Here is a 15,977-nt window from a genome sequence, read left to right on the forward strand (position 1 = left end):
CGCAGCAGCCCCAGCAATTTGTGCATTTTTGCTGAAACCCTGGGGCTGCTGCGCAGCCCGATCGCGACGCAAGGCCGCTCCTACAGTCGATCGCGCAAACCGAGCAATAAAACTCGGCCAACGGAAAACGAAAAAGCCCGCCACCGTTGCCGGTAGCGGGCTTTGACGTACTGCGTATGGTGGGTCGTGTAGGATTCGAACCTACGACCAATTGGTTAAAAGCCAACTGCTCTACCAACTGAGCTAACGACCCGTTGGATGGCGCGTATAATACTGATTTCTAACGGGAAATCAACACCCCATCAAACTTTTTTCAAAAATACCGCGTCGGATCTTCGACTCCGGCGGCCTTGAAGCCGTCGGCACGCAGGCGGCAACTGTCGCATTTGCCGCAAGCACGGCCGTCATCGTCGGCCTGGTAGCAGGAAACGGTCAGGCTGTAGTCCACGCCGCGAGCCATACCGGCCTGCACGATCTGCGCCTTGCTCATGTTCTGCAGCGGCGCCTGGATGCGGAAGCCCTGCCCTTCGACGCCAGCCTTGGTCGCCAGGTTGGCCATGCGCTCGAAGGCTTCGACGAACTCGGGGCGGCAATCGGGGTAGCCGGAGTAATCCACGGCATTCACACCAATGAAGATGTCACGGGCTTCCAGCACCTCTGCCCAGCCCAGGGCCAGGGACAGGAACACGGTGTTGCGCGCTGGCACATAGGTGACCGGGATGCCTTCACCCGGGGTTTCCGGCACGTCGATGCTGCTGTCGGTCAATGCCGAGCCGCCGATGCCATCCAGGTTCAGGCCAATAACCTTGTGCTCGACCACGCCCAGGTCGCGGGCAACGCGGGCGGCGGCGTTCAGTTCGGCGCGGTGGCGCTGGCCGTAGTCGAAACTCATGGTGTAGCAGCTGTAGCCTTCGGCCTTGGCCATGGCAACCACGGTAGCCGAGTCCAGGCCGCCGGACAGCAGGATTACTGCGCGTTTGTCGGTCATGTGTGCTTGCTCCTCAATCAACGTCCGGGTTCGTCGTTCCACAGCAGCTTGTGCAGCTGCAGCTGGAAGCGTACGGGCAGGTTGTCGGCAACGATCCAGTCCGCCAGCTCGCTGGCGTTCACCTGGTGGTGGCTGGGCGAGAACAGCACTTCGCCGGCACGCTCGGCCAGGTTGTACTGGATCAGCTTGGAGACCGCCCAGTCGTAGTCCTCGCGGGAACAGATGACGAACTTGACCTGGTCGTTGCGGGTCAGCTGCTCGATGTTCTCGTAGCGGTTACGGTGCGACTCTTCGGAGCCAGGGGTCTTCAGGTCGACCACGCGGCTGACGCGGGTGTCGGTGCCGGCAATATCCAGCGCGCCGCTGGTTTCCAGCGACACCTCGTAACCGGCGTCACACAGGCGCTGCAACAGCGGCAAGGCGTTGGGCTGGGCCAATGGCTCGCCACCGGTGACGCAGACGTAGCGCGGCTTGAAGCCGGCGACCTGCTCAAGGATCGAATCGAGGGTGCGTACGGTACCGCCACTGAAGGCATAGGCACTGTCACAGTACTGGCAGCGCAGGGGGCAACCGGTGAGGCGCACGAATACCGTGGGCAACCCAGCCGTTCGCGTTTCACCCTGCAAGGAGTAAAAGACTTCGGTGATGCGTAATGTGTCTTGCATGCTCGCCACGGGCGTGACAGCTAAACAGGCTGCCCGCCTCCGTCAGGCACTGTCGCGGACTCGACATAGCGTTATCCGCAGCAGCGTGTTTACGAAAAAAGGGCAGTGATTCTAACGAAAAAACCCGCGACAGGCGCGGGTTTCTTTCAAGCGGTACTACTTAGAGCTTCTGCAGGTCACGCTGGGCCAGTTGCGCGGCCGAGGTGCCGGGGTACTGGGTGATGACCTGCTGCAGGATACCCTTGACCTTGTCGGTGTGGCCCATGCGGCGCTCGACGTCGGCCAGCTTGTACAGCGAATCCGGCACCTTGCTGTGCTTCGGATACTTCTGGCTGACCTGGGCGAAGGCCTGGCTGGCAGCCGGCAGGTCGCCCTTGGCCAGGTTCACTTCACCCAGCCAGTACTGGGCATTGCCGGCGTACTGGCTGTTGGGGTACTTGCGCAGGAAGGCGTTGAACGCCTGGCTGGCCTTGTCGAAGTCTTTCTGCTTGATCAGGTCGAAAGCGGCATCGTAGTAGAGCTTTTCTTTCGCCGGATCACCGGGCTCGCTACTGGCGGCCGGTTGTTGCGCAGCAGCACCTGCTGCTGCATCGGGGGCGGCATTGGATGCACCACCACCGGAGGAATTGTCAGGGGTCGCGGCAGGCGCGGCGCCACTGTTGATGCGACGGTCCAGGTCCTGGTAACGCTCCAGGTTTTCCTGCTTCATGCGCGACACATCGTTCTGCAGCTCTTCGATGATGCCTTGCTGGCGGGAAAGCTGATCCTGCATCTGTTGCAGCTGCATGAACAGCTGGCCCTGTGCAGAGGCAGGGGCCGAAGCCCCTGACCCGGCATAGGCGCCGCTCGTGCCATAACCCGCAGGCGGATAGCTGCCTGCGTTGTCATCAACTACAGGGACCTCAGCCCAGGCCGCGAGCGGCAGGCTGAGTGCGAGGACGGTTACTACACGGCGGCACATACGCATAAGAACTTACTTACGCAGTTCTACGCGACGGTTCTGAGCCCAGGACTGCTCGTCGTTGCCAGTGGCAACCGGACGCTCTTCACCGTAGGAGACCAGTTCCAGCTGAGCAGGGGAAACGCCCTGCAGAACCAGGTAGCGCTGAACGGCCTTGGCACGACGCTCACCCAGAGCCATGTTGTACTCGCGGGTGCCGCGCTCGTCGGTGTTGCCTTCCAGGACAACGCGGTTGCCGTTGGCTTTCAGGTCCTTGGCGTGAACGTCCAGAGCGCGCATGGCTTCTGGCTTCAGGTCCGAGCTGTCGTATTCGAAGTAGAAGGTGGTGATTGCGCGCAGGGCAGCTTCTTCGCTCAGGGAGCCGTCAACAGCGCCAGTGTTGGCACCGTAGCCAGCGTTCGGATCTACAGCAGCGCCTTCGCCTGCGTTGTCACCGCCCTTCGAGGAGCAACCTACAGCTACGGCCATGGCCAGAGCCAGCGCAGCAAATTTACCAAACTTCAGCATTTCCATCGTGAAACTCCTAATGAAACCCCAGTGTGTTAAGCAAAAGTATTACGCCGCAATCAGTTCAGGTAAGGGGACCAGGACGGTTCTCTGACTTCGCCTTGAGCGGTAGGAAGTGGGAGCCTCACGCGGCCATTAAGCGACACGAGCATCAAGACTCCCCGGCCCTGCTGGCGGGTGGCGTAGATTAGCATGGTGCCGTTTGGCGCAACAGTGGGAGACTCATCAAGACTCGTTTCCGAGAGAATCTTTACACTTCCGCGTTGCAAATCCTGGGCCGCAACTTTGAAGTTGGTGAAGCCCTGCTGGCGATGGATCATCACCAAGGTCTTTTCGTCCGCCGACAGTTTCGGGTTGGCGTTGTAGTTACCCACGAAAGTTACACGCTCGGCACCACCGCCACCGACCGACTGCTTGTAGATCTGCGGCTTGCCGCCACGGTCGGAGGTGAAATACAGGGTGTTGCCATCCTTGCCCCAGAACGGCTCGGTGTTGATGCCCGGGCCGGCGGTGACACGGCTGATCTGGCGCGAAGCCACGTTCATCACGTAGATGTCCGGGTTGCCGTCCTTCGACAGCACGAACGCCAGGCGCGTGCCGTCCGGCGACCAGGCTGGCGCACCGTTCAGGCCTTCGAAGTTGGTGACCTGCTCGCGGCGACCGGTATCGATGTGCTGGACGAAGATGCGCGGGCGCTTCTGCTCGAACGAAACATAGGCGATGCGCTTGCCATCCGGAGCAAAGCGTGGCGACAGGATCGGTTCACGCGATTGCAGCAGGGTAACCGCACGTGCGCCGTCGTAGTCCGAACGCTGCAGGGTATAGCGGGTGTTGTTGGTGGAGAAGCGCTCGGCCGTCACGTACAGCATGCGGGTGGAGAACGCACCCTTGATGCCGGTGAGCTTCTCGAACGACTGGTCGGCAATGTAGTGCGCCATGTCACGCAGCTGGTCGACGCTGCCCGCCACGCTACCGGTCAGCACTTGCTGCTCGGTGGCGACGTTGAACAGCGCGTACTGCACCTGCAGGCGACCGCCCGACGGCACGATGCTGCCGACCATCACGTACTGCGCGCCCAGCGCTTTCCAGTCACGGAAGATCACTTCGCTGGCCTGCGACGGCTGGCTGATCATGTTCTGCCGCGGAATCGGCGAGTAGTAGCCGGAGTTGCGCAGGTCGTTGCCGATGATGTCGGCCATGTCTTCCGGCAGCACGCTGCCGCCCTGCAGACCGAACGGCACTACCGCGATGGGCGTGGCCCGGTCGCTGCCGCTGGTGACCAGGATGTTCTTTTCCTCTGCCACGGCCATGCCTGCCACGCAGCACAGCATGACCAGCAGTCCTCTCAGACGTTTAATCACAACGCTAGATCCTCAGGTGTAAATGTCATCTTGAACGAACGATATTGGTTGAAATCGCTCGGCTTCATACCCTGCATCTCGGTCAAACGACCGATGTTCTTCACTGCTGCCACCGCCGAGCTGTCGTACGGGCCGTCACCACTGGACCGGGCCACGCTGACGCTGGTGATGGTACCGTCCGGCAACATGTTGATCTGCAGGACCACCGTCATGCCCTTGCGCGCGGAAGGCGGACGTGCCCAGCCCTCGGCCGCGCGCATGCGGATCAGGTCGTCGAAGTCGCCGGCCACCTGGTCACCCTGCTCGTCGGCCAGCGCCTGCTGCCGTTCGGTGGTGTCGGACAACAGCTCGGCCAGGGCCTGGGCTTTCTTGTCTTCCGCCGCCTTGCGGGCCGCTTCCTGTGCCTTTTTCTTCTGGGCATCTGCAGCGGCCTTTTTCTTGGCCTCTTCAGCTGCCTTCTTCTTCGCTTCCTCGGCTACCGCTTTCTTCTTGGCGTCCTCGGCTGCTTTCTTCTTGGCCTCTTCGGCCGCCTTTTTCTTGGCGTCCTCGGCGGCTTGTTTCTTCGCCTCTTCAGCGGCCTCTTTCTTGGCCTCTTCTTCGGCTTTTTTCTTTTCTTCCTCGGCCTTCTTCTTGGCGATGTCGGCCTGCTGCTTCTCGGCAGCCTTCTTCGCCTCTTCGGCCTTCTTGGCTTCGGCGGCTTTCTTGGCCTCGGCGGCTTCGGCAGCTGCCTCGGCTTTCTTGGCTTCGGCGGCCTCGCGAGCCTCTTCGGCCTTTTGAGCGGCGTCGGCTTTCTTTTGTTCCGCGGCCTTCACGGCCTCCTGCTCGACCTTCTTCTGTTCCAGCTGCTCGACCTCGGTCTGGCGCGAAGCGGTTTTCTTCGCTTCCCCGGCAATCTTCTGATTGGTCTGGGTGGTCGCCTGGCTCTTGGACTTGAGCTGGTACAGGGTAGCCTGGACGATCGGCTTGGATGGCGGCAGCTCAGGCGTCATGGCAAAACTGACGAACAGCAGGGCGAACACCAGCACATGCAGGCCGATGGCCCAGATACTGGGCCAGAAGTAGCTTTCCGAGGCGGATGGCTCTCGCTGTTGCATCAGGGCGCCTCGGTAATCAGGCCAACGTTACCGACACCGGCCTTCTGCAACCCGCCCATGGCACCCATGACCGCGCCATAGTCGACAGCCTTGTCGCCACGAATGAACACCTGGGTCTGCTTGCCCTGGTCACGGCCGGCGGCAATGATCTTGGTCACCGCGTCGGTCATGGCAGGCAAGGTCATGGCCTTGTCCATCTGCTTGTCGGTATCGACTTCGCTGCCGAGGTTCCAGTAGTAGGTCTTGTCGGCCTTGATGGAGATGGTGAGGATCTGGACGTTGTTGTCCTGCGGCAAGGCTTCACTGGAAACCTTGGGCAGGTCTACCTTCACGCCCTGGTTGAGCATGGGCGCCGTCACCATGAAGATGACCAGCAGTACCAGCATCACGTCGATGTAGGGCACCACGTTCATCTCGGCGACGGGCTTGCGTTTGTGGCGAACTCGGGCCATGGGCTTCTACCTGATTACTCTTCGCTGGTGTGCACTTTGCGGTGCAGGATCGCCTGGAACTCGTCGGCGAAGGTGTAGTAACGGCCGATCAGCACTTCGCTGCGGGCCGAGAAGCGGTTGTAGGCGATGACCGCCGGGATTGCCGCGAACAGGCCGATGGCGGTGGCGATCAGCGCTTCGGCGATACCCGGGGCAACCGTGGCCAGGGTGGCCTGCTGGGCGCTGGCCAGGCCGCGGAAGGAGTTCATGATGCCCCATACGGTACCGAACAGGCCGATGTACGGGCTGGTCGAACCGACGGTGGCCAGGAACGGCAGGCTCTGCTCGAGTTTTTCTTCCTCGCGCGAGATGGCTACGCGCATGGCACGGGCAACACCCTCCATGACCGCGTCCGGGTCAACGCCCGGCTGCTGGCGCAGGCGCGAGAATTCCTTGAAGCCGGCACGGAAGACCTGCTCGACACCGGAATCCGGGTCTGGGTTGCTGCCTGCCTGACGGTACAGCTTGGACAGGTCGATGCCCGACCAGAAGCGCTCCTCGAAGGCATCCAGCGCACGACGACCGGCGCGCAGCATGGTGCTGCGCTGGAAGATCATGACCCATGAGGTGACCGAGGCGGCCACCAGGGTCAGCATTACCAGCTGTACCAGCACACTGGCATTGCTGACCAGACTCCACATGGAGGTATGGTCGACGACGTTAGCTTCCACGCTTATTCTCCTGCATTCGATTGAGTACCCGAGCCGTCCGCCGCAAAGGCGTCACGCAGCTCCGGGGGTATGGCTCGGGGTTTGAAAGTGTCGGCGCGCACGGCGGCCACCAGGAACTGCCCTTCGCAAAGCAGCGTTTCATCCTTTTCCCGCCAGACCTGCTGCACGAAGCGCAGGCTGGCGCGATTGAGTTCAAGTACTTGCGCGGTGACCCGCAGCTCGTCGTCCAGCCGCGCCGGCGCGTGATAGCGCGCTTCGCTGGAGTGGACCACGAACAGCAGGTTGTCTTCGGCCAGCTGCGCCTGGGAAAAGCCCAGGTGCCGCAGCCGCTCGGTACGCGCGCGCTCCATGAATTTCAGGTAATTGACGTAATACACCACGCCACCGGCATCGGTATCTTCGTAATAGACGCGACAACGGTGTGCGAACGGTTCCAGGCCATTTTGCGCGCGCATACTCTAGTGCTTACTCCTCAGCTTGCCAATCCGCTGTGGCAACTGTTTTTTCTTCATTAATGTCTTATTGCCAGCGCACCCTCGGCATGCCAGCGGTAGGACCACGAAAAGCCGTTTTCGATCTGTCACTCATCACCCGTTTCGGAAAAATCCCCACCCTCCCCCAGGCGCCCGGGCACGTTCAGGCCAAAGTGCAGGTAGGCATGCCGGGTGACCACGCGGCCGCGCGGCGTGCGCATGATGTAGCCTTGCTGAATCAGGTACGGCTCGAGCACGTCCTCGATGGTGTGGCGCTCTTCACTGATGGCCGCGGCCAGGTTGTCCACGCCGACCGGGCCACCGTCGAACTTCTCGATCATGGTCAGCAGCAGGCGGCGGTCGGAGTGGTCGAAACCGCGCTCGTCGACGTCCAGCAGGTTGAGCGCCATGTCGGCCACGGCCTTGGTGATCTGGCCCTTGCCGCGCACTTCGGCGTAGTCGCGCACGCGGCGCAGCAGGCGGTTGGCGATACGTGGCGTGCCGCGGGCGCGGCGGGCGATCTCGTAGGCACCCAGGTCTTCGATGGCCAGGCCGAGGATGCCGGCCGAACGGCTGACGATGGTGGCCAGGTCCTTGTCGCTGTAGAACTCCAGGCGCTGGACGATACCGAAACGGTCGCGCAGCGGGTTGGTGAGCATGCCGGCACGGGTGGTGGCACCGACCAGGGTGAACGGCGGCAGGTCGAGCTTGATCGAGCGGGCCGCAGGCCCTTCGCCGATCATGATGTCGAGCTGGAAGTCCTCCATCGCCGGGTACAGCACCTCTTCGACGACCGGTGACAACCGGTGGATCTCGTCGATGAACAGCACATCGTGCGGTTCGAGGTTGGTCAGCATGGCCGCGAGGTCGCCCGGGCGCTCGAGGATGGGCCCCGAGGTACTCTTGACCGACACGCCCATTTCCTGGGCAATGATGTTGGCCAGGGTGGTCTTGCCCAAGCCGGGCGGGCCAAAGATCAGCGTATGGTCGAGCGACTCGCTGCGGCCACGGGCGGCCTGTATGAATAGCGCCATCTGCTCGCGCACCACCGGCTGGCCGATGTACTCGTCCAGCCGCAGCGGGCGGATCGCACGGTCCTGGACTTCTTCACGGTCGCGGCCACTGGCGGCGATCAGGCGGTCGGCTTCGATCACTTGGTAATCATCCCTTTCAGGCTGCGGCGGATCAGCTCCTCACTGCTCAGGCCGGCCTTGTCCTTGATCGCGGCGATCGCCTTGCTGGCTTCCTGCGGCTTGTAGCCCAGCGAAACCAGGGCGCTGACGGCATCGGCTTCGGCCGTGGATGCGCTGGCGACCGGCAGCGGCCCGTCGGAGACCAGGGTGAACATGGCCGGGGACGTTTCCCAAGCCTTGAAGCGGTCCTTGAGCTCGACCAGCAGGCGTTCGGCGGTTTTCTTGCCAACACCGGGCACGCGCACCAGGGCCGAGGTGTCCTGAGCCTGCACGCAGCGCACCAGCTCGTCCACTTCCAGCCCGGACATCAGCGCCAGGGCCAGCTTCGGCCCTACGCCATTCAGGCGGATGAGTTCGCGGAACAGTTCGCGCTCGCGCTTTTCGGCAAAACCGTAGAGCAGGTGAGCATCCTCGCGCACCACCAGATGGGTGTGCACGGTTACGGGTTCGCCCACCTTGGGCAGACGGTACAGCGTGGTCATGGGAACTTCCAGTTCGTAACCTACGCCATTGACGTCGATAATCAGGTGCGGCGGCTGTTTTTCCGCCAGGGTTCCGCGCAAACGTCCAATCACGTTCCGATCCTTCCTCTCGGGGAGCCGGTCAAAGACCGCTCAACCCTATCAGCAAATGCAGCGGGTGAACGCATCACCCGAACAAAATATGTATCAGCGCATGAAGCGCCTACAGACGCAAGCGCCCGCCGCGTCGCCGTGCCGTGGCCAGGCCATGCGGCACCAGGCTGGAACGGGTATGGGCGTGGCACAGGGCGATGGCCAGGGCGTCGGAGGCGTCGATCTGCGGCTTTTGCGTCAGTTTCAGCAGGTGCATGACCATCATCATCACCTGCTCCTTGTTGGCCCCACCGGTACCGGCTACCGCCTGCTTGACCTGGGTGGCGCTGTATTCGGCGATCTCCAGGCCGGCTTCGGCGGCGGCGACGATGGCCGCGCCACGGGCCTGGCCGAGCTTGAGCGCCGAGTCGGCGTTACGAGCCATGAACACCCGTTCGATGCCCATGGTTACCGGGCCGTGCTGGGCGATGATTTCACCCACGCCACGAAAAACGATCTGCAACCGCTCGTGCAGCTCGCCGCTGCCGGTGCGGATGCAGCCCGACGCCACGTACTCGCAACCACGGGCGGTCTGGCGTACCACGCCATAGCCGGTGATGCGCGAGCCGGGGTCGATACCAAGAATCAGAGTCATAGTGCCTGTCGAAAAATTGATGCATCTCTGCAAACTGTACCGGCCCTTTCGCGGGTAAACCCGCTCCCACAGGTACTGCACCGACTCTGAATGTGGTGCAGTACCTGTGGGAGCGGGTTTACCCGCGAAAGGGCCGGTACAGGCGCTGACAAACTTGAAGAACTGGCATGGATCGCCAGGACACCTTAGCCGAGGTTTTCCATGATCTCATCGGAAATCTGGGCATTGGAGTAGACGTTCTGCACGTCATCCAGGTCTTCGAGCATGTCGATCAGCTTGAGTACTTTCTCGGCACCGTCCTGGTCGAGTTCGGCGCTGGTGGTCGGCTGCATGACGATTTCCGCGTCAGCGGCCTTGAAGCCCGCCTCTTCCAGGGCATTGCGCACGGCGTAGAAGCTGTTGAACGAGGTGAACACGTCGAACGAGCCGTCGTCGTTGGCCACCACGTCATCGGCATCGGCTTCCATCGCCGCTTCCATCAGCGCGTCTTCTTCCACGCCCGGGGCAAAGCTGATCTGCCCCTTGCGCTCGAACAGGTAGGCCACCGAACCGTCGGTGCCCAGGTTGCCACCACACTTGGTGAAGGCATGACGCACGGCAGCGGCGGTACGGTTGCGGTTGTCGGTCATGGCCTCGACCATGATCGCCACGCCACCCGGGCCGTAACCTTCGTAGCTGAGCTCTTCGACGTTGTCGCTTTCGTTGGTGCCGGCGCCACGGGCCACGGCACGATCGATGATGTCGCGGCTCATGTTGGCGCCCAGGGCCTTGTCCAGCGCCAAACGCAGGCGCGGGTTGGATGCCGGGTCAGCACCACCCTGCTTGGCAGCGACCGTCAGTTCGCGGATCCACTTGGTGAAGATCTTGCCTCTCTTGGCATCCTGGCGCTCTTTGCGGTGCTTGATGTTCGCCCACTTGGAATGACCAGCCATAACGACTCCGAATCCTTTGAATCACAAACAGCCCCGCCCCTGTACGGGGCGGGACGGGAAATTGCCTGCGCCGAAACGCAAAGGCGCATCCATGTGGATGCGCCCGGGGACTGCTTACTCGACCTTGGTCTGTTCGCGCAGTCGGATGTGCAGCTCGCGCAGGGCCTTGGCGTCGACCATGCCAGGGGCCTGGGTCATGACGCACGCGGCGCTCTGGGTTTTCGGGAAGGCGATCACTTCACGGATCGACTGGGCGCCGGTCATCAGCATGACCAGGCGGTCCAGACCGAAGGCCAGACCACCGTGAGGCGGTGCACCGAACTTCAGGGCGTCGAGCAGGAAGCCGAACTTCTCTTCCTGTTCTGCCGCCTCGATGCCCAGCAGGCGGAACACGGCCTGCTGCATCTCTTTACGGTGGATACGGATCGAACCACCACCCAGCTCGGTACCGTTCAGGACCATGTCGTAGGCACGGGACAGGGCCACGGCCGGGTTGGCCTCGAGCTCTTCCGGGGTGCACTTCGGCGCGGTGAACGGGTGGTGCAGCGCGGTGAAGCTGCCGTCTTCGTTCTCTTCGAACATCGGGAAGTCGACCACCCACATCGGTGCCCACTCGCAGGTCAGCAGCTCGAAGTCGTGGCCCAGGCGGATACGCAGCGCGCCCAGGGCTTCGCTGACCACCTTGAACTTGTCGGCACCGAAGAACACGATGTCGCCGTCAACGGCGCCAACGCGGTCGAGGATGGTGTTGAGGTTGGCCTCGGGGATGTTCTTGACGATCGGCGACTGCAGGCCTTCGACGCCCTTGGCGCGCTCGTTGACCTTGATGTAGGCCAGGCCCTTGGCACCGTAGATGCCGACGAACTTGGTGTACTCGTCGATCTTGCTGCGCGGCATGCTGGCGCCGCCTGGCAGGCGCAGGGCGGTAACGCGGCACTTCGGATCGTTGGCCGGGCCGGCGAACACCTTGAAGTCGACGTCCTTGAGCTGGTCGGCGACGTCGACCAGTTCCAGCGGAATACGCAGGTCCGGCTTGTCGGAGCCGTAGCGGCGCATGGCCTCTTCGAAGGTCATGTGGGGGAATTCGCCGAATTCCAGGTCCAGCACTTCCTTGAACAGCTTGCGGATCATGCTTTCGGTCAGGCCCATGATCTCGCTTTCATCGAGGAAGCTGGTTTCGATGTCGATCTGGGTGAATTCCGGCTGGCGGTCGGCACGCAGGTCTTCGTCACGGAAGCACTTGGCGATCTGGTAGTAGCGGTCGAAGCCGGCGACCATCAACAGCTGCTTGAACAACTGCGGCGACTGCGGCAGGGCGAAGAAGCTACCGGCGTGGGTACGGCTAGGCACCAGGTAGTCACGGGCGCCTTCCGGGGTGGCACGGGTCAGGATCGGCGTCTCGACGTCGAGGAAGCCGTTCTCGTCGAGGAAGCGACGGATGCTGCTGGTGATGCGCGAACGCAGGCGCAGCTTGTCGGCCATTTCCGGGCGACGCAGATCGATGAAACGGTAGCGCAGGCGGGTTTCCTCGCCGACGTCGGAGTACTCGTTCAGCGGGAACGGCGGGGTTTCCGCTTCGTTGAGCACGTTCAGCTGGTAGCCGAGGATCTCGATGGCGCCGGAAGCCATGTTGGCATTCACCGCACCTTCAGGGCGCTTGCGGACCTTGCCGGTGATCTGCACGACGTATTCGCTGCGCACGCGGTCGGCAGCGGCGAAGGTTTCGGCGCGATCCGGGTCGAACACGACCTGGGCCATGCCTTCGCGGTCACGGATGTCGAGGAAGATCACCCCGCCGTGGTCGCGGCGACGATGGACCCAGCCGCAAAGGGTGACTTCCTGGCCGTCCAGGCTCTCGTTCAGTTGGCCGCAATAATGGCTGCGCATCATGATGGTGGTTTCGCTTCTCGTGATTCGTGTATTCGGTGGAGGCCTTGGCCGCCCGCAGAGGGCTAATACTGCAAGACCCGGTCACAGCATTCAACTCAGTCGGCCTTGTCGCCGCCTGCCAGATTCTTTTTCGCCCCGGTCTTGAAGTCGGTTTCGTACCAACCGTTACCGCTCAGGCGGAAGCCTGGCACCGACAGCAGCTTCTTCAGCGCCGGCGCCTGGCAGGCCGGGCAATCGGTCAGCGGCGCGGCGCTGATCTTCTGCAGCACTTCCATGCGGTGCTCGCAGGATGCACATTGATAGTCATAAAGGGGCATGGGTGTCTCTCGTCAACCACAACGCTGGCTGCCGGGGCAGCAAAAAGCGGGATTATATATGGTTAGCAAGCACTGCGCAGCCCGCCAGGCGATCAGCGCACACTTGGCGGGTCCAGCAGCCAGGCGACGCAGATCACCCTGATCAGCCCGCTGAAGTTGCGCACCCCACCCTGGCGCAGGTGTACCTCGCGGTCGACGTAGGACAGCACCGCGCTGACCGAGCAGCGGTTGGCCGCGGCGATGCGCTCCAGGATGCCCCAGTAGACGGCCTCCAGCCGCAGGCAGGTGGAAAAGCCGTTGAGCCGCACCGAGCGTGACACCGGCTGGGTCTGCAACATGTCGAAATCCGCCTTGAACGGGTCGATGCACTGTTTACCCGGCCAACGCCCCTGGCCAGCCACACGTTTGCTTGCTTGCATCATGCGCCACACTTCCTCGTCACAGGTACCAGGTGGCCTATGAAGCGCTGATGGGCGAGCTTAAAGCAGCGGCAAAATCTTCCCGCACAAAATTGCGCAGGACCTGTAGGAGCGGCCTTGTGTCGCGATGGGCTGCGAAGCAGCCCCAGGGTTTGAGTGCAATTGCACAAATTGCCGGGGCTGCTGCGCAGCCCATCGCGACACAAGGCCGCTCCTACAAGGGCCGGTACAGCGCTGGGTATCTACTTGCCGTCGAGCAGCACCCGCAGCATCCAGGCGGTTTTCTCGTGCACCTGCATGCGCTGGGTCAGCAGGTCGGCGGTCGGCTCGTCACTGACCTTGTCCACCACCGGGAAGATGCTGCGCGCGGTACGCACCACGGCTTCCTGGCCCTGGACCAGCTGGCGGATCATCTCGTCGGCAGGCGGCACCCCTTCTTCCTCCTTGATCGAGGAGTGCCGCGCATAGAATGCATAAGCCCCCGGCGCCGGAAAGCCCAGAGCGCGAATGCGCTCGGCGATCGAGTCGACCGCCAGCGCCAGTTCGTTGTACTGCTCTTCGAACATCAGGTGCAGGGTGCGGAACGACGGACCGGTGACGTTCCAGTGGAAGTTATGGGTTTTCAGATACAGCACGTAGGTATCCGACAACAGGCGGGACAATCCATCGACGATGGACTTGCGATCTTCTTCACTGATACCGATATCGATTGCCATGAAGTTCCCCTTTCCATAAGGCTTGAGACCCAAGCAGGTGCCGACCACTGTAGCAACACTTGGTACACGCCGCATGTGACATGGCGCAACACATCGCCCGTCGCGGCCTGCGGTTTGAGTAGCCTGCGGCTTTACTGTTAAATAGGCATGGTGCCACCCGTGCGGATTGTCATTGCCGGGTGCATAGGCTGGCCTGCCACGTGTTCGCGCTCTACACCTCATGCGCACCGTGCTGCCAGCTCTTCCTGTGATCGGCCTTATCAACTGTGAGCCAACCCCATGTTCAAGATCGTCCATCTGGTGACGGGCGTGGCAGCCTTGCTGCTATCGCTCATACCCAGCCTGAAAACCGATGCGACACCCTTCCTGCAACAACCCGACGCGGTCTACCTTGCCCTGCTCGGCCTGCTCAACCTGGTGCTGGCCCCGGTCGTGCCACTGTACTACCGCGGCGCGCGGCAGCAGTTGCAGCACCTGGCCTGTGCCCTGCTGGTGGTGGCCGTGGTGCTGCAGACCCTGACACTGCTGGCCCGCCCGGAAATGGGCAACCTGGCCGCACTGGTCTGCGCGGCGCTGGCCGTGGCCGTGCACCTGGCCGTGGGCTTTGCCCGCATCCCGCGCAAGGCACGCGCCAGCCAGCACGCGGCGCAGGATGCCGGCAATCGTGATACCGGTACCGTGAAGTGGTTCAACACGTCCAAAGGCTTCGGCTTCATCTCCCGCGACTCGGGCGATGATATCTTCGTGCACTTTCGCGCCATTCGCGGCGAAGGCCACCGCATCCTGGTGGAAGGCCAGCGCGTGGAGTTTTCCGTGATGCACCGCGACAAGGGCCTGCAGGCCGAGGATGTGGTTGCGGTAACCCGCCGCTGATCCAACTTGTCGAAACCACTCCCTGCAGGAGCGGGCATGCCCGCTCCTGCAGGGGTCCAGGTATCAATAATGAGGCGGTGGCGCCTCGTCCCCTTCGCTGCCGTACTGGCCAACCATCTCTTCGTAACGCTTGATCAGCTCGGCCATCTGCAACTGCAGCCGCTCGATCACCCGCCCCTGCTCGACCACCACGTCATTCAGCGCCTGGATGGTGTCATCCTGGAACGCCTGGCGTGTTTCCAGTTCGACCACTCGCGATTCAAGCGACATGTCAGGCCTCCTGGTAGCCGGCGAGCTGCAGCCCGCGCAGGCGCTGACGAATGGCTTGCACCTGGTCGTCGGTGTAGGCCACCGCCGGGCACTTGCCCCACACCGGTGCCGGCCAGGCGGCGTCGTCGCGCTGGCGCACGATCACGTGCATGTGCAACTGGCTGACCACATTGCCCAGGGTGGCCACGTTCATCTTGTCGGCGCTGTAGCTGGCTTTCAGCGCTTCGGCCAGGCTGGTGGTTTCCTGCCACAACTGCTGCTGCTCCGCAGCATCGAGCTCGAACAGTTCGCTGATACCGGCGCGCTTGGGCACCAGGATGAACCATGGATAGTTGGCATCCTTGCTCAGCAGCAACTGGCACAGCGCAAACTCCCCCAGCACCAGCGAATCCTGCTGCAAACGCGAATCGAGGACGAACACGGCAAATCTCCTTCAGGCAGAACCAACCCGCGTCACGCGGAAAACAGGCCTGCAAGGATACCCTGCACGTTCCCGGTAACACAGCGCTACTTTTCGCACCAAAATGAGGCCGCCCGTACACCTCGCACCACACTTGCCACCCCAAAGGTGACGCTGCATGAACAAGTTGCGGTAACACATTGACTTTCATGACAGCTTTTCAAATTTTAATGATTCTTGACCGTGACACCCCGTCAGGCGGCTCCCGCCCCGTGTTTACGGTACTTTCCGACCCCCGGTAGCAGGTTTTGTGAAAATTTCATGAAGCGTTGCGAATTTTGAGCACGCTTGTTGCATTCCTTTCACGCCAAGTCGGCACGACATCTGCATCGACAGGTGTACGCGACAAATAACAACAGCGGCATTGGTTACCAGGGAGTTTCCCCAACCGGAATCGGTAGTTACAGGTTCGTTACGGTGAAAGAAACAGCGCTGGTGTTGTACGGCCCTTAAACCGGGGCGTGATTTGCGACATGGAAATACTTAA

General features: G+C 62.1%; 20 protein-coding genes and 1 tRNA gene. 1 reads left to right on the forward strand and 20 read right to left on the reverse strand.

The window, feature by feature from the left end; all coding sequences use genetic code 11:
* Positions 1-177 precede the first annotated feature (177 nt).
* From ABNP31_RS19835 to ABNP31_RS19920, 18 genes are all read right to left on the reverse strand, one after another.
* A tRNA-Lys gene (locus ABNP31_RS19835) sits at positions 178-253 on the reverse strand.
* Positions 254-313: 60 nt separating this feature from the next.
* Positions 314-988, reverse strand: coding sequence for a 7-cyano-7-deazaguanine synthase QueC (queC, locus tag ABNP31_RS19840; RefSeq protein WP_013973801.1), 675 nt, complete (start codon positions 986-988; stop codon positions 314-316).
* Positions 989-1,005: 17 nt separating this feature from the next.
* A complete protein-coding gene (queE, locus tag ABNP31_RS19845) occupies positions 1,006-1,653 on the reverse strand; it encodes a 7-carboxy-7-deazaguanine synthase QueE (protein ID WP_015271468.1) in 648 nt (215 codons plus the stop codon).
* Between the two features lie 160 nt (positions 1,654-1,813).
* Positions 1,814-2,620 carry a tol-pal system protein YbgF gene (gene ybgF / locus ABNP31_RS19850; protein WP_004375252.1) on the reverse strand — a complete coding sequence of 269 codons (807 nt, stop codon included), beginning with the start codon at positions 2,618-2,620 and terminating at the stop codon, positions 1,814-1,816.
* Positions 2,621-2,626: 6 nt separating this feature from the next.
* Positions 2,627-3,127 (reverse strand): peptidoglycan-associated lipoprotein Pal, encoded by a 501-nt coding sequence (gene pal, locus ABNP31_RS19855; RefSeq protein ID WP_003254755.1) that lies wholly within the window; start codon positions 3,125-3,127, stop codon positions 2,627-2,629.
* Positions 3,128-3,180: 53 nt separating this feature from the next.
* Positions 3,181-4,452 (reverse strand): Tol-Pal system beta propeller repeat protein TolB, encoded by a 1,272-nt coding sequence (gene tolB, locus ABNP31_RS19860; protein ID WP_038408273.1) that lies wholly within the window; start codon positions 4,450-4,452, stop codon positions 3,181-3,183.
* A 26-nt stretch (positions 4,453-4,478) separates the two neighbouring features.
* Positions 4,479-5,576, reverse strand: a complete 1,098-nt coding sequence (gene tolA, locus ABNP31_RS19865) for a cell envelope integrity protein TolA (RefSeq protein ID WP_038408274.1) — start codon at positions 5,574-5,576, stop codon at positions 4,479-4,481.
* Positions 5,576-6,028, reverse strand: coding sequence for a protein TolR (gene tolR / locus ABNP31_RS19870; RefSeq protein ID WP_003254760.1), 453 nt, complete (start codon positions 6,026-6,028; stop codon positions 5,576-5,578). The genes tolA and tolR overlap by 1 nt, the downstream gene beginning before the upstream one ends.
* A 14-nt stretch (positions 6,029-6,042) precedes the next feature.
* Positions 6,043-6,738, reverse strand: coding sequence for a protein TolQ (tolQ, locus tag ABNP31_RS19875; protein WP_015271471.1), 696 nt, complete (start codon positions 6,736-6,738; stop codon positions 6,043-6,045).
* A gap of 2 nt (positions 6,739-6,740) precedes the next feature.
* On the reverse strand, positions 6,741-7,193 hold the full coding sequence (ybgC, locus tag ABNP31_RS19880) for a tol-pal system-associated acyl-CoA thioesterase (protein WP_015271472.1): 453 nt from the start codon (positions 7,191-7,193) through the stop codon (positions 6,741-6,743).
* 125 nt (positions 7,194-7,318) lie between these two features.
* Entirely contained in the window at positions 7,319-8,365 is a 1,047-nt protein-coding gene (gene ruvB, locus ABNP31_RS19885; protein WP_085618006.1) for a Holliday junction branch migration DNA helicase RuvB, read from the reverse strand.
* Positions 8,362-8,979 carry a Holliday junction branch migration protein RuvA gene (ruvA, locus tag ABNP31_RS19890; RefSeq protein ID WP_015271473.1) on the reverse strand — a complete coding sequence of 206 codons (618 nt, stop codon included), beginning with the start codon at positions 8,977-8,979 and terminating at the stop codon, positions 8,362-8,364. Before ruvA ends, ruvB begins: the two co-directional genes overlap by 4 nt.
* Before the next feature lie 109 nt (positions 8,980-9,088).
* Entirely contained in the window at positions 9,089-9,613 is a 525-nt protein-coding gene (gene ruvC, locus ABNP31_RS19895; protein WP_004375291.1) for a crossover junction endodeoxyribonuclease RuvC, read from the reverse strand.
* A 185-nt stretch (positions 9,614-9,798) separates the two neighbouring features.
* A complete protein-coding gene (locus ABNP31_RS19900) occupies positions 9,799-10,545 on the reverse strand; it encodes a YebC/PmpR family DNA-binding transcriptional regulator (protein ID WP_013973810.1) in 747 nt (248 codons plus the stop codon).
* Between the two features lie 114 nt (positions 10,546-10,659).
* Entirely contained in the window at positions 10,660-12,435 is a 1,776-nt protein-coding gene (aspS, locus tag ABNP31_RS19905; RefSeq protein WP_025340263.1) for an aspartate--tRNA ligase, read from the reverse strand.
* A 95-nt stretch (positions 12,436-12,530) separates the two neighbouring features.
* On the reverse strand, positions 12,531-12,752 hold the full coding sequence (locus ABNP31_RS19910; RefSeq protein ID WP_003254776.1) for an FmdB family zinc ribbon protein: 222 nt from the start codon (positions 12,750-12,752) through the stop codon (positions 12,531-12,533).
* Between the two features lie 92 nt (positions 12,753-12,844).
* Positions 12,845-13,174 carry a ribbon-helix-helix domain-containing protein gene (locus ABNP31_RS19915; RefSeq protein ID WP_024087590.1) on the reverse strand — a complete coding sequence of 110 codons (330 nt, stop codon included), beginning with the start codon at positions 13,172-13,174 and terminating at the stop codon, positions 12,845-12,847.
* Positions 13,175-13,413: 239 nt separating this feature from the next.
* Complete coding sequence (locus ABNP31_RS19920) at positions 13,414-13,887, reverse strand: Dps family protein (RefSeq protein WP_025340264.1); 474 nt, start codon at positions 13,885-13,887, stop codon at positions 13,414-13,416.
* A gap of 279 nt (positions 13,888-14,166) precedes the next feature.
* On the opposite strand from ABNP31_RS19920, the gene ABNP31_RS19925 reads away from it, so the two are divergent.
* Complete coding sequence (locus tag ABNP31_RS19925) at positions 14,167-14,760, forward strand: cold-shock protein (protein WP_025340265.1); 594 nt, start codon at positions 14,167-14,169, stop codon at positions 14,758-14,760.
* A gap of 63 nt (positions 14,761-14,823) precedes the next feature.
* Here ABNP31_RS19925 and ABNP31_RS19930 read toward each other — a convergent pair whose 3' ends face one another.
* Together ABNP31_RS19930 and ABNP31_RS19935 are read right to left on the reverse strand one after the other, a co-directional pair.
* The gene (locus tag ABNP31_RS19930; RefSeq protein WP_025340266.1) at positions 14,824-15,030 is read right to left on the reverse strand and encodes a SlyX family protein; all 207 of its coding nucleotides are present in this window, start codon (positions 15,028-15,030) and stop codon (positions 14,824-14,826) included.
* Between the two features lies 1 nt (position 15,031).
* Complete coding sequence (locus ABNP31_RS19935; protein ID WP_025340267.1) at positions 15,032-15,451, reverse strand: HIT family protein; 420 nt, start codon at positions 15,449-15,451, stop codon at positions 15,032-15,034.
* Positions 15,452-15,977 lie beyond the last annotated feature (526 nt).

Source organism: Pseudomonas asiatica (assembly GCF_040214835.1).
In the GTDB taxonomy this organism is placed as follows: Bacteria; Pseudomonadota; Gammaproteobacteria; order Pseudomonadales; family Pseudomonadaceae; genus Aquipseudomonas; species Aquipseudomonas putida_Z.

What these genes read in the sequence shown, in the direction of transcription:
- queC (WP_013973801.1), bottom strand. Translation starts at nt 988, where the DNA reads ATGACCGACAAACGCGCAGTAATCCTGCTGTCCGGCGGCCTGGACTCG.
- queE (WP_015271468.1), bottom strand. Translation starts at nt 1,653, where the DNA reads ATGCAAGACACATTACGCATCACCGAAGTCTTTTACTCCTTGCAGGGT.
- ybgF (WP_004375252.1), bottom strand. Translation starts at nt 2,620, where the DNA reads ATGCGTATGTGCCGCCGTGTAGTAACCGTCCTCGCACTCAGCCTGCCG.
- pal (WP_003254755.1), bottom strand. Translation starts at nt 3,127, where the DNA reads ATGGAAATGCTGAAGTTTGGTAAATTTGCTGCGCTGGCTCTGGCCATG.
- tolB (WP_038408273.1), bottom strand. Translation starts at nt 4,452, where the DNA reads ATGCTGTGCTGCGTGGCAGGCATGGCCGTGGCAGAGGAAAAGAACATC.
- tolA (WP_038408274.1), bottom strand. Translation starts at nt 5,576, where the DNA reads ATGCAACAGCGAGAGCCATCCGCCTCGGAAAGCTACTTCTGGCCCAGT.
- tolR (WP_003254760.1), bottom strand. Translation starts at nt 6,028, where the DNA reads ATGGCCCGAGTTCGCCACAAACGCAAGCCCGTCGCCGAGATGAACGTG.
- ybgC (WP_015271472.1), bottom strand. Translation starts at nt 7,193, where the DNA reads ATGCGCGCGCAAAATGGCCTGGAACCGTTCGCACACCGTTGTCGCGTC.
- ruvC (WP_004375291.1), bottom strand. Translation starts at nt 9,613, where the DNA reads ATGACTCTGATTCTTGGTATCGACCCCGGCTCGCGCATCACCGGCTAT.
- ABNP31_RS19900 (WP_013973810.1), bottom strand. Translation starts at nt 10,545, where the DNA reads ATGGCTGGTCATTCCAAGTGGGCGAACATCAAGCACCGCAAAGAGCGC.
- aspS (WP_025340263.1), bottom strand. Translation starts at nt 12,435, where the DNA reads ATGATGCGCAGCCATTATTGCGGCCAACTGAACGAGAGCCTGGACGGC.
- ABNP31_RS19910 (WP_003254776.1), bottom strand. Translation starts at nt 12,752, where the DNA reads ATGCCCCTTTATGACTATCAATGTGCATCCTGCGAGCACCGCATGGAA.
- ABNP31_RS19915 (WP_024087590.1), bottom strand. Translation starts at nt 13,174, where the DNA reads ATGATGCAAGCAAGCAAACGTGTGGCTGGCCAGGGGCGTTGGCCGGGT.
- ABNP31_RS19920 (WP_025340264.1), bottom strand. Translation starts at nt 13,887, where the DNA reads ATGGCAATCGATATCGGTATCAGTGAAGAAGATCGCAAGTCCATCGTC.
- ABNP31_RS19925 (WP_025340265.1), top strand. Translation starts at nt 14,167, where the DNA reads ATGTTCAAGATCGTCCATCTGGTGACGGGCGTGGCAGCCTTGCTGCTA.
- ABNP31_RS19930 (WP_025340266.1), bottom strand. Translation starts at nt 15,030, where the DNA reads ATGTCGCTTGAATCGCGAGTGGTCGAACTGGAAACACGCCAGGCGTTC.